The following is a 12,525-nucleotide window of genomic DNA, read 5'->3' as shown; positions in this document are numbered from 1 at the left end:
GCCTACATGACGTTCCCCAAGGAACATCGGGCCAAGTTGCACAGCACGAATCCCATCGAACGCCTGAATGGCGAGATCAAACGCCGCACCGAAGTGGTCGGGATCTTCCCCAACGAAGGCGCGATCACCCGCCTGATCGGCGCCATCCTCATGGAGCAATCCGACGAATGGGCCGTCCAGCGCGCACGCTACATGACGCTTGAAACAATGGCGCCACTCAGCGACAATCCCATCGTCATGCTATCGGCTGTGCCCGGCGCATGATCGGCTCAAACTGACGCCGAAATCGGTGGTGGCCCCAATAAGCTACACCACGCCGTGGGACACGATCCAATTCGGCGAATTTGATGCGGTTGTAGATGCGCTGTTGGTGCTGCATTGGTCTTGCCCGTGCGGTTGATGCAAAACCTGCTATCGCAAACATGGCTAACAGCCTTGTCTGGATGGACTAAGTGGATTTGCGCATGGCACCGACCTGCTTGTGCAGTCGGAAATCATACCGGAAGGGGATGGTGGACACACTTGGGTTCGAACCAAGGACCCGCTGATTAAGAGTCAGCTGCTCTGCCAACTGAGCTATGTGTCCGTACCCTGGCTGCAGCAGCGATGCTGTCTGCGTGGGAAGCGTCCCTCTAGCGATTTTTGTCGGCCTGCCAAGCCCCAATCGTGCCGCGCGGCGAAATTTTTCAGCCCAGTCCGCGCGGCGCGGCGCGTGACCAGCGGTCGACGGCCATGATCGTGCCGACGCAGATCATGTTGGTCATCATCGATGATCCGCCGTGGCTGAGGAAGGGCAGCGGAATGCCCACCACGGGCGCCAGGCCCATCACCATCATCATGTTGATGCACACATAGAAAAAGATCGTGGTGACCATACCCGTGGCGAGCAGGCGTGAAAACCGGTCGGGCGCGCGCATGGCGACGTTCAGGCCCCAGCTGAGCACCACGGTAAACACCGCCAGCACGAACAGGCCGCCCAGCATACCCCATTCTTCGGCCATCGTGGCAAACACGAAATCGGTATGCGCCTCGGGCAGGTAATCGAGATGGCTTTGCGATCCGTTGCCAAATCCCTTGCCCAGAAAGCCGCCCGAACCGATCGCGATTTTGGACTGGGTGATGTGATAGCCCGATCCCAGCGGATCGCTTTCCGGATCAAGGAACACCAGCACGCGTTTGCGCTGATAATCGTGCATGACGAAAAAGAACATGATCGGCGCGGCAATCGAGGCGCCGATGCCGCCGCTGATAAACAGCCACAGCGGCAAACCTGCGATGAACATCATCACCAGCGCGCCAAAGCTGATCGCCAGCGCGGTGCCCAGATCAGGCTGCAACATCACGAGGCCGGCCGGGATCGCCAGGATCACCAGCGGCGGCACGATCGCACGCCAGCCGCGCACTTCGTTCAGCGGCAACATAGCGTAAAACCACGCCAGCACCAGCACGATTCCCGGCTTCATCAGTTCCGACGGTTGCAGCGTCATGAACCCCAGATTGAGCCAGCGCTGGCTGCCGCCGCCGATACGCCCGATCAGTTCGACCAGCACCAGCAGCCCGCACAAGATCACGTAGCCGGGCAGGGCAACGCGCTTGAACCAGTCGCGCGGCACGCGCGCGAGCAGCATGGCCATCACCAGGAAACCGAAAAAGCGGATCACATGCATCGCCGCCCACGGTTGAAACCGTCCGCCCGCCGCCGAATAGAGCACGGCCCCGCCAAACACCGTCAGCATCGTCAGGGGTATGATCACCTGCCACGGCTGGCGGGCCAGCGCCTGGGGCACATAGGCGCGCGGCATCATTGGCCGGGCGCCCCGGATGGCACCGGGGCCGGGGTGGCGGCGGCGGCCGAGGGTGTGGGGCCCGGATCGGGTTCGGGCGCGGGGGGGGCCGCATCGGTTTCGGGCGTTGCCGGTTCGTCGTCGCGGGTATCACCGGTGTCGTCATCGCTGGCCGCGTCATCGCCTGGCGCACGCGGCGCGGTGGCGCCGAATTTGGCCGCATAGGCGGAGTATTTCGCCGCCATGCGCTGTTGCAGATTGCCGCCCCACTGGCGCTCGTAATCTTCCAGCACGGCCATCGCCTTGGTCTGGTCGAACAGATAGGTCATCACATCGCGCGCCACCGGATAGGCCGCGCCCGAACCGCCGCCATGTTCGATCACCACGGCGCAGGCATAGCGCGGCTTGTCGAACGGGGCAAAACAGATGAAATGGCCATGGTCGCGGCGTTTCCATTCGCCGCCCTTGCCATTGCCCAGGTTCAGCCCGACGACCTGTGCAGTGCCGGTCTTGCCCGCCATCTGCACCCCGGGGATTGGCAGCCGCGCCTTGCCCGCGGTGCCGCGTCCGTTGACCACTTCGTTCATCGCGGCATGCACCAGATCGAGGTGATCCTGCGCGATACCCATCGATGGCGGGGGCTGGGCATGGCGATCGAGCACCAGCCGCGGCATGTGGTTCAGCCCCGAGGCCAGGCGCGAGGCATAGACCGCCTGCTGCAACGGATTGACCAGCATATAGCCCTGGCCGATCGTGGCATTGACGGTGTCATAGACCGCCCATTCCTTGTGATACTTGCGCATTTTCCATGCCGGATCGGGCACGGTGCCATAGGACTGGCCGGGATAGGGCAGCGGGAATTCGCCGCCAAGCCCCATGCGCCGCATCATTTTGGCGATGGTGTCCATGCCGATCTGTTGCGCAAAGTGATAGAAATAGACATCGCACGACTGATAGATGCCTTTCGACATATCGGTCGAGCCGTGGCCGTGATGGTTCCAGCAATGGAACACGCGGTTGCCCACGCGCAATCCGCCCGCGCAATTGACCGCGGCATGCGGATCGAGGCCGGCCTCCAGGAACGACAGCGCCACCATCGGCTTGACCGTCGATCCGGGGGGATAGAGCCCGCGCAGGACCTTGTTGCGCAAGGGCACGTGATCGTCTTCGGACAGCATCTTCCACTCTATGCGGCCGATCCCGTCGGAAAACGAATTCGGATCGTAGCAGGGCATCGACACCATCGCCAGCACATCGCCGGTCAGGCAATCCATCACCACCACCGAACCGCTTTCCAGCCCGATGCGGCGTGCGGCATATTCCTGCAATCCGGCATGGATGGTCAGCTGCATCGGTTGGCCCGGCACGTCTTCGCGTGTGCCCAGTTCGCGCACCACGCGTCCGCTGGCGGTCGCTTCCACCCGGCGTGCGCCGGGAACGCCGCGCAAACGCACCTCGAACGCCTTTTCCAGCCCGTCCTTGCCGATCTTGAACCCGGGCGTGATCAACAGCGGATTGTGTTCGCGCACATAATCGTCGGCCGAGGCGGGGCCAACATAGCCGACCAGATGGCCCACCGCCGCGCCCGAGGGGTAATAGCGTGAATTGCCGCGCTGGGGGATGACGCCCGGCAGTTCGGGCAGGCGCACGCTGATCGCGGCGAATTTGTCCCAATCCAGCTTGCTGGCGACTTCGACCGGTTGAAACCCGCGCGAATTGTCGATCTTGTCCTTGATATCGGCCACGCGGTCGGGCGGTAGGTCGAGCAGCCCCTTCAGGGTCTGAAGCGTGGCATCGGCATCGACCAGCCGGTCGGGTATCAGGTCAACGCGGAAATCGGCGCGGTTCGACGCAAGCGCAACGCCGTTGCGATCAAGGACCGCACCGCGCCGTGGCGGGATCAGCGAAAGGTTGACCCGGTTGCTTTCCGAGGCGGCACGATACTTGGCGTTTTCGGCCACCGCCAGATAGCCAAGGCGCGTGGCCAGCAACAGCCCGACCCCGCCCTGAACCGCGCCCAGCAGGAACGTGCGGCGTTCGAATGTCTGGGTCAGCCGCGCCGCCGTCATCGGCAGTTTCGGGCGCCTGGTCACAGGCGCCTCAGCGGCAGCAGGCGAAGGCGGTCAAGCATTGCGACCAGCTGGTTGATGACCGGAAACAGGGCCAGCGTCATCAACCATTGCGGCCCGATGGTCAGCGGCAGCGGATAGCGTACGGCGATCCCGGCAAAGATCGAGCCCAGCAGCAGATAGGCGCTAAGCAGCACCGCCGCCGCCAGCCAGTCCTGGCGAAACCCGCGCCACAAGAACCGTTCGTCGATCACGTCCATCGCCAGCATCGCCGTCGACCACAGCATGATGCCCGATCCAAACGGCTGGCCACTGTACAGGTCATCCCACGCGCCAAGCGGCAGACCGACCCAGATGGGGAAAAAGCCCGACCGCAGCATGCGCCAGGCGAGCAGGGTCATGAAGGCCAGCGGCGGTATCACCGGGGCCGAGGCAATCACCGGCGAAAAGGTGAACAACGACATCGCCATGACCGAAACCCATGGCAGCGCCGCCGCCAGCCAGGGCAGGGGCGCGCGGTTGATCGGGCGACGCGGCGTGGCATCGCTGCCGCTGGCAAGGCGTGTGCTGGCGGGGCGAGAGGCGGATGCCATCGCGATCAGTTGTCTTCCTTGGGTGGCGGGCCGGCGGCCTTGACGCTGGCGGCCATCGCCGCCACGGCATCGGCCTTGTAGACCGGCAGCACGAGCACATAGTCGGTCGATCCCGGATCGGCGGCCAGCCGCCCTTCGGCGCCATCACGACGCGGCGTGGCGACGACCGCCACCGGAACCCCGGGGGGATAGATCCCGCCAGACCCCGACGTGACAAAGACGTCGCCCGGATGCAGCGGATTGTTGCCCATCGTCAGCAGGCGGATCTCGATCCGGCCGTTGGCCAAGCCTTGCACGAACCCGGGCAGGCCATCGGCGGCGCGGCGCACCGGCACGACATTATCGGGATCGCTCAACAGCAGGACCCGCGCGGTGCCGGGGCTGGATTCCACCACCCGCCCGATCAGGCCGCCGGCACCGCGCACCGGCTGGCCTGCGTGGACACCCCGCGCGCTGCCGGCATCGATGATGGCATAGCGGCGCGCGCTGGCCGCGGTCGATCCGATCAACCAGGCCGACGCAACCGGCGGCTGCGCCGGATCGACAATCTGCAGCAATGCCTTAAGCCGCCGGTTTTCATCGGCCATTGCGCGCGCAGACACCGCGCTGGCGCGGGCGCCGGCGATTTCGCGGGTCAATTCCAGATTTTGATGCCCGGTTTCAAAATAGGCGCCGATCGCGGCGATCAGGCTTCTGCCCGATTTGCGCGTCACCGCCGATGCCTTGCCCACCGGCGCGGCCACGTCGCTGGCTGCGCCGCGTGCAAAGCCAAAGGCCCCGGGGTTGTACAGCGACACACCAAACGCAACCAGCCCGACCACGATGCCCACGACGGCAATCACGTAGCCGGTAAAGATGCCGTATTGCGCCCTGCGCGAATAGCCCGGGCGCAAGTCCCGCGACCGCGCCATAGTTGTCAATTCCCCTTACGATCGAGCCCGGTGACAGGGACCAGGCCCTGTCATGACACCAGTCACGATGACATCATGCTGAACGCATCATGCGGTCATCAAAACGCCGCGATAGATCGGATCTTCCATGGCGCGGCCTGTACCCAGCGCGACGCAGCTCAACGGATCTTCGGCAACCGACACCGGCAGGCCGGTTTCTTCGCGCAGATGTTCGTCCAGTCCGCGGATCAGGGCGCCACCACCGGTCAGCACGATACCCTGGTCGACAATGTCGGCGGCCAGTTCGGGCGCGGTGTTTTCCAGCGCGATGCGCACACCTTCGACAATCGCGCCGATCGGTTCGGACAAGGCCTCGGCGATGTTCGCCTGGGTGATGGTGATTTCCTTGGGCACGCCATTGACCAGGTCGCGACCCTTGATCTGGATCATCTCGCCGATTCCGTCGGCCGGGATCGTGGCAACGCCATAATCCTTCTTGATCCGCTCGGCCGTGGCCTCACCGATCAGCAGGTTGTGATGGCGGCGCACATAGGACACGATCGATTCGTCCATCTTGTCACCGCCCACGCGCACCGACGTGGTATAGGCAAGGCCGCGCAACGACAGCACCGCGACTTCGGTCGTGCCCCCGCCAATATCGACCACCATCGAACCGACCGGTTCGGTCACGGGCATGTCGGCGCCGATTGCGGCGGCCATCGGTTCAAGGATCAGGAACACCTGGCTGGCGCCCGCATTGCTGGCAGCGTCGCGGATCGCGCGGCGTTCGACCGAGGTCGAACCCGACGGCACGCAGATCACGATTTCGGGATAGCGCAGCACGCTTTTCTTGCCGTGCACTTTCTGGATGAAGTGCTTGATCATGGCTTCGGCCACTTCGATGTCGGCAATCACGCCGTCACGCAACGGGCGGATCGCCTCGATATTGTCGGGGGTCTTGCCCATCATCATCTTGGCATCATCGCCGACGGCCTTGACCCGCTTGATTCCGTTGATGGTTTCGATCGCGACAACCGAAGGTTCATTCAGCACGATGCCGCGGTCTTGAACATAAACCAGCGTGTTGGCGGTGCCGAGATCGATCGCAATATTTTGCGATCCGAATTTGAAGAATCGAGAAAACATCGAAGCCATCAGAAAATCCGTCGAATCAGAGGGTTGGCTAGCGCGCGTAGACCTACCCGAAACTTGGGTGCGTGGAGCGAAGGCTGCCCATTAGCGCAAGCGTCCGCCAAAACCCACCCATTTGTGACGCAGATCCGGGATAACCTTTGCCGAACGTCTCGAATTGTGCCGGATTCGCCGCTAGTCTGCGGCCATGGCTTTACCGATGCGCCAGATCCGCCGGCTTCCCGAACACCTCGTCAATCGCATTGCGGCTGGTGAAGTGGTCGAACGTCCCGCCAGTGCGCTGAAGGAACTGGTTGAAAACGCAATCGATGCCGGCGCGACCCAGATTGCCGTGCGGCTGGCCGAAGGAGGCCTGTCGCTGATCGAGGTCAGCGACGACGGATGCGGGATGACCCGCGACGAAATCGCGCTGGCGCTGGAACGCCATGCCACCTCGAAACTGCCCGAAAGCCTGATCGGGACGGATTCGGCGCTGGAACGCGTGGTCACGCTGGGGTTCCGGGGCGAGGCGCTGCCTTCGATCGCCTCGGTTGCGCGGCTGGCAATCGAAAGCCGGTCGCGCGCGTCGGGCGAAGCGTGGAAACGCGTGGTCGATCATGGCGATCTGGTGACCGATGGCCCGGCGGCATTGCCGCCCGGTACGCGGGTGCGGGTCGAAGACCTGTTCGGCCGGGTGCCGGCCAGGCGCAAGTTTTTGCGTTCGGCGCGGTCCGAATGGGCCGCTGCGCTCGACGTGGTGCGGCGGCTGGCGATGGCGCGGCCCGATATCGGCTTTACCCTGGAACACGATGGCCGCCGCGCGTTGCAGGTGCAACCGGGCGAGCGGCTGGATGTGCGCGTGGCGCAACTGGTGGCGCGAGATCTGCCCGCCAATTCGGTGGCGGTCGATCTGGCGCGCGGCGATTACCATCTGGTCGGCGTGGCGGGCCTGCCCACGTGGAACCGCGGGGTGGCCGATCACCAGTACCTGTTTGTCAACGGCCGGCCGGTCAAGGATCGGTTGCTGATCGGCGCGGTGCGCGGCGCCTATGCCGACATGCTGGCGCGCGATCGCCATGCGGTGCTGGCGCTGTTTCTGACTTTGCCCGCCGAAGAGGTCGACGTGAACGTGCACCCGGCCAAGACCGAGGTGCGGTTTCGCGATGCGGCGCTGGTGCGCGGGATGATCGTGACCGGCCTGCGCCAGGCTTTGACCGAGGGCGACCGGCGTTCGGTGCAGACGCCCGACCGGGCGGCGATGCAGGCCTGGCAGGTCGAACCGATTGCGGCTGTGGCCGCTGCTGGTGTGCCGCAATCCAGTCTGTTTGCGCCTCCGCGGCTTGGCGAAGTCGGTGCGGCCTGGCGGGGGTACGAGGCGTCGGTCATGGCGCCGCCTGTGGCACGTGCCGAACCGGCCGCAGCGCCGGTGCCCGACGTGATCGCCCATCCGCTGGGGGTGGCGCGCGGGCAAGTGGCGCGAACCTATATCGTGGCCGAGGCCGACGATGGGCTGGTGCTGGTCGATCAGCATGCCGCACACGAGCGACTGGTGCTGGAACGGCTGCGCGCCGGCGGGGCCGGGCAGGGCGATGCCCCGGCGCAGGCGCTGTTGCTGCCCGAAGTGGTCGAACTGGATGAACCCGATTGTGACCGTCTTGAAGATGCCGCGGCCGATCTGGCGCGGTTCGGGCTGGTGATCGAACGGTTTGGACCCGCAGCCGTTCTGGTGCGCGCAGTGCCCGCAGCGCTGGGCAAGGGTGACGCCCATGCGCTGGTGCGCGATGTGGCCGATGATCTGACGCGAAACGGGGCCAGCCTGCTGGTGGGTGAACGGCTGGATCTGGTGCTGGCAACCATGGCCTGCCACGGTTCGGTGCGCGCCGGACGTGCGCTGTCGGTGGCCGAAATGAACGCGCTGCTGCGCGAAATGGAGGCGACACCGCGATCGGGCCAGTGCAACCATGGCCGCCCGACGTGGATCAAGCTGGCCCACGGGGATATCGAGAAACTGTTCGGGAGGGGATGATGGGGAAAGCCTGGTGGATGATTGCGCCGTTCGCGCTGACAGCCTGTACCGATGGCACCAGGCCCGAGGCGCCGCACCTGGCGCTGCAACCGATCGACTATTTCGATATTACCCGGAACAAGCTTTATGGCGCAGGCTGCAATTTCGTCCCCGCCGGCGGCGGGCTGGGCGCGGTGTTTCTGGCGATGGAATCACGCGCACTGATCAAGGTGGATGGTCATATTGTGGCCATTCCCGCCGCCACCGAAACGCTGGCATTGCCCGATGGCGCGCATACTCGTTATGCCGGGCCGCTTTATTCGGCTACATTGACCGCCGTGCCGGGCGGCAAGCACAAGGCGACGGGTGCCCTTGCCGAATTTGACGGGCATGTCGTGATCACCGACGCCAAAGGGCAGACAGTGTTCGACGCAAACGGCGATACCCAGTGCAAGCCCTCATGAACGCATGAACGGCGGCGGATCGCTCCGCCGCCGTTCATGACCCGCCCGATTGCCGTTGGTGGCGCGTCGCGTGAAGCCGGGTTCAACCCTTGACGTTGTCGTTCACGCCATGACGGTGCGGGTGCTTGGCTTTTGCATGGCCGTGGTGGTGGTGGCGATGATGGTGCCTGGCAAAGGCCGGCGTCGCGCTCATCGCGATGGCCATCGCCACAGTCAGACCCAGAATGTTCAGTGTCGTATTGCGCATGGTCAAACTCTCCCAAAGTCGGCTCCGCCCGCTGTAATGCAGCGCCTGGCGTAAGTATTATGCCAGACCCATGCTGGCCAGCAAGCGGTTAAAGCGTGGTTGGCCGCGCAACCCGTCAAACAACGGTTCGATCAGAACCCAGGTCAGCCCGCTGGTGTTTTTGGCGCGTGATTGTTCCAGCGCCGAAAGCGCCGCTTCGACCCGGCCCCATTGGGCCAGCACCATTGCTTGTGAATAAAGCGACGCGTCGCCGAATTTGGCCTGCAACGCCGCCAGCGATGCTTGCGCTGGGGCAATCGCGCCCAGCCGGTGATCAACGATTGCCAATCCGGTCAGCTTTGCACGCTCGGCCGTTTCGGCCATGAAGGCCGCGCGCGCCGCGGCCAGTTCGCCCTGGCCGAGCAAGGCAAAGCCGATGCCCGAACGGGCATGGCCCATGCCGGGGTTCATCGCGACCGCCTGGCCGAACACCCGCGCGGATTCGCTATAGCGGCGGGCCCCATACAGGATCTGGGCCTTGCCGGCGTAGAGCACGGGGTTCAGCCGATCGAGATCGATCTTGCGATCGATCGCGGCCAATCCCTCCTTGATGCGACCACTGCGCGCGGCAAAATAGGCAAACTGGCCAAGCACTTCCGGATCCTGCGGCCCCAGCGCATGGGCTTTGTCGAAAAACGGCCGCGCAGCGCGGAAATCATGCCCGGAATAAAGCGTTTCCTCGCCCAGCACGAGCGCGGCAAAGGCATAACCGGGTGCCAGTTCCACCGCGCGGCGGGCCGATGCCAGCGCGTCTGCATGAACCGTGGCAAGCTGGTCGGCAGGGGTATATTCGCCCGCAATATCCAGCAACGCCTGCGCGCGCATCGCATGGGCCTGGGCATAATTGGGATCGGCTGCAATCGCGGCTTCGAAATTGTCCAGCGCCTTGCGGTCGGCGTCTTCGCCGGCATCGCTGTCGTACAGCGACCGCCCCTTGAGATAGGCATCATAGGCCGCCACCACACTGGTGCCCGATTTCAGCAATCCTGCCGCGGCGGCTGGGATCTGTCCGGTCACCGACTGGATCACGGTCAGCGCGATTTCGCTTTGCACGGCAAAGACATCGCGCAACTGGCGGTCGAAATGGTTGGACCATTTGCTGATCCCGGTCTGCGCATCGATCAATTCGGCCGAAATGCGCAGCGTATCGCCTGCGCGCCGCACACTGCCGTCCAGCAGCCAGGCCACACCGAGCTGTTGTCCGATCGTCACCGCATCCTGTTCGTGATTACGGAAATGGTTCGACGATGTGCGCGCGGCCACCTTGAACGGCCCCGCTTCGCCCAGTTTGGCGCGCATTTCTTCGGCCAGGCCATCGGAAAAATACGCCTGATCCGGTTCGCTGCTGAGATTGGAGAACGGCAGCACGGCAATGCTGCCGTCGGGCGCGCCCGCGCGCAGTGACCGGCGCCATGCGATCAGACCGCCGCCCGCCGCCAGCGTCGCGGTGGTCATGCCGATCAACGCAGCACGGCGGCCGACGCGCCGTGCCGGCCGTGGCATGGGCGCCGACCGCGATGCCTGCGCCCGCACCGTGCCGGCAGAGCCGACCGCGCTGAGCAAGGCTTTGAATTCGGGGGCTTGAGCCGATCCGTCCCAGCGCGCGAAATCGATGAAATGGTATTGCCGAAACCCCAGCGGAGGCAGCGTGCCATCAATCGAGATCGGCACCAGGCGGCCGCGATCGCGGCCATGCGTGGCCTCGTCACGCACCCAGTCCGATGCCACCGAATGCACCGACCACGCCACCACCACGGCATCGGCCAGATCGAGCGCGCTTTCGATGGTGTCGGCAAAGACATCGCCGCCTTCGATCAGCGCATCCCACCACACCTGCTGCCCCGCCTCGGTCAGCGCCGCGATCAACGGGGTTACGCGGTTGCGGTCGGCATGGGCATAGCTCAGGAACACGATGGGCCGGGTGGTGTCCGGCGGGCCGGGGCTGGTTTGTTCCATCAGGTGGTCTTGCGGCCCGCTGCGGCCAGAATTGCCCGACCCTTGCGCAAAGAACCGCGCCCGATGGTGCGGGCGATCCAGTCGCGATAGGCGGGCACATAGACATAGACACCCGGCGTATGCGCCAGCCCGCAACCGTCACCGCCTTCGACAATGCCCACCAGCACCGGGGCCGACGATCCGGACCCTTGCTGCATCAAGGGCCCGCCGCTGTCGCCGTTGCACTGGTCGATCTTGCCGCTGGCAACGCCGGCACAGATCATGTCGGGCCTGACAAAGCCTGCGTACCCCGGCGTGGCCAGGCAGGCCTTGGGCGGCACGAAATAAAGTGGCGTGCCGACTTGCAGGAATGGCGATTCCGGATCGAGAAATTCTGCCGTATCGTCCTTGGGCAGGTCGTTGACGACAAATGCCATGGCGTCGGCGGTGCGTTTGCGGATCATTCCCCAGCCATAGACGGCCAGGCGCGTTTGCGGGGTGAACGCATTGCGCGCTGCCACGGCGGCGATCGGCGCGGCTGTCGGCGTTTGTGCGGCCATGCCGGTCGTGCAGGTGGCCCGTTCGATCCGTATCAATGCGATATCGGCCGCGCCCCGGTGCGGGATCACCTGGGTCGGCGGGCAGATCGTGCCCACGCCTTCGCCGATTGCATAGGTGCCGACCCGGATCCGGCGGTTCGCCCGGAAAAAGGTGATCGGATCACCTGCGTGTTTCGCAGGCACGTCGGTGATGCAGTGCTTCGCGGTCAGCACCCAGTTCGGTGCGATCAGCACTGCGCCGCAGATATGCGCGATATCCCAGGGCTGGCGCCTGTCGAGAAATTCGCTCGAACCGTTGTGCAGCCGTTCTTCGACATGATCCTCTTTCCGCGTTTCGCGATCATAGGGGGTCGATTTGAATATCTCGGCCATCCACGGCGCTTCGCCATCGGGCACCATTGATCCACCGACTACGCCTTCGACAATCGGTGGGGGGGGCATCACGTCAGATGGCATCACGTCAGATGGCATCACGTCAGACGGCGTCGTTCCGACGTGCGGCGCGGGCGTGCGGGGCGGATGTGCCGCGGGGTCGGTGATGACGGGCGGGGGCGATTGAACCTGCGCATGCACCGATTGGCCAAGCATCAGAACAAGGCAAGCAAAAGCAGCACAGGCGCGCATGCATCCTCCTGAAAGCCAGATCCCCGGGATACAATAGATAACCATGCCGGGTCAGAACCGTCAACGCGTCTGGCCCAACCTGTTAGGGCCAAGCCCGAAAAGGCGGAACGGTTTGACTGTTGCTTTGGATGGTCGCCGGCCCGGGCCTTTGGCCGGTTTGTGCGGCACCGCGCACTGACCGGAT

11 protein-coding genes and 1 tRNA gene are annotated in these 12,525 nt (G+C 64.6%); 3 read left to right on the top strand and 9 right to left on the bottom strand.

The features are described 5' to 3' along the window. Positions 1–264: transposase (locus tag G404_RS0113390; RefSeq protein WP_028641541.1), on the top strand; the 264-nt coding region annotated here is incomplete at its 5' end. Between the two features lie 246 nt (positions 265–510). Here the strand turns inward: G404_RS0113390 and G404_RS0113385 are convergent. From G404_RS0113385 to G404_RS0113360, 6 genes are all read right to left on the bottom strand, one after another. After that, positions 511–586: transfer RNA gene (locus G404_RS0113385), tRNA-Lys, on the bottom strand. 100 nt (positions 587–686) lie between these two features. Beyond that, complete coding sequence (rodA, locus tag G404_RS0113380) at positions 687–1,802, bottom strand: rod shape-determining protein RodA (RefSeq protein WP_028641540.1); 1,116 nt, start codon at positions 1,800–1,802, stop codon at positions 687–689. Then, positions 1,802–3,853, bottom strand: coding sequence for a penicillin-binding protein 2 (gene mrdA / locus G404_RS0113375; RefSeq protein ID WP_036521437.1), 2,052 nt, complete (start codon positions 3,851–3,853; stop codon positions 1,802–1,804). Before mrdA ends, rodA begins: the two co-directional genes overlap by 1 nt. A 20-nt stretch (positions 3,854–3,873) precedes the next feature. Beyond that, complete coding sequence (locus G404_RS0113370) at positions 3,874–4,446, bottom strand: hypothetical protein (RefSeq protein ID WP_028641538.1); 573 nt, start codon at positions 4,444–4,446, stop codon at positions 3,874–3,876. Between the two features lie 5 nt (positions 4,447–4,451). Next, entirely contained in the window at positions 4,452–5,357 is a 906-nt protein-coding gene (locus tag G404_RS0113365) for a rod shape-determining protein MreC (RefSeq protein ID WP_028641537.1), read from the bottom strand. A gap of 87 nt (positions 5,358–5,444) precedes the next feature. Further along, positions 5,445–6,491, bottom strand: a complete 1,047-nt coding sequence (locus G404_RS0113360) for a rod shape-determining protein (protein WP_028641536.1) — start codon at positions 6,489–6,491, stop codon at positions 5,445–5,447. A gap of 196 nt (positions 6,492–6,687) precedes the next feature. Here G404_RS0113360 and mutL point away from each other — a divergent pair, with 196 nt between their 5' ends. Next, on the top strand, positions 6,688–8,493 hold the full coding sequence (gene mutL / locus G404_RS0113355; RefSeq protein WP_028641535.1) for a DNA mismatch repair endonuclease MutL: 1,806 nt from the start codon (positions 6,688–6,690) through the stop codon (positions 8,491–8,493). A gap of 17 nt (positions 8,494–8,510) precedes the next feature. After that, positions 8,511–8,936, top strand: coding sequence for a hypothetical protein (locus G404_RS0113350; RefSeq protein WP_156906300.1), 426 nt, complete (start codon positions 8,511–8,513; stop codon positions 8,934–8,936). 82 nt (positions 8,937–9,018) lie between these two features. On the opposite strand, the gene G404_RS20395 is transcribed toward G404_RS0113350, so the two are convergent. Genes G404_RS20395 through G404_RS19875 form a run of 3 tightly spaced genes read right to left on the bottom strand, consistent with a single transcriptional unit; the run spans position 9,019 to position 12,158 of the window. Continuing rightward, entirely contained in the window at positions 9,019–9,183 is a 165-nt protein-coding gene (locus G404_RS20395; protein WP_156906299.1) for a hypothetical protein, read from the bottom strand. Between the two features lie 57 nt (positions 9,184–9,240). After that, a complete protein-coding gene (locus tag G404_RS0113340) occupies positions 9,241–11,178 on the bottom strand; it encodes a TIR domain-containing protein (protein WP_028641533.1) in 1,938 nt (645 codons plus the stop codon). Next, positions 11,178–12,158, bottom strand: coding sequence for a S1 family peptidase (locus tag G404_RS19875; protein WP_169719708.1), 981 nt, complete (start codon positions 12,156–12,158; stop codon positions 11,178–11,180). The genes G404_RS0113340 and G404_RS19875 overlap by 1 nt, the downstream gene beginning before the upstream one ends. Between the last annotated feature and the right edge of the window lie 367 nt (positions 12,159–12,525).

It is taken from the genome of Novosphingobium acidiphilum DSM 19966 (assembly GCF_000429005.1).
GTDB lineage: Bacteria > Pseudomonadota > Alphaproteobacteria > Sphingomonadales > Sphingomonadaceae > Novosphingobium > Novosphingobium acidiphilum.
Note: the sequence above shows the minus strand (reverse complement) of the source record. Positions and strands in the feature narration are given on the sequence as shown.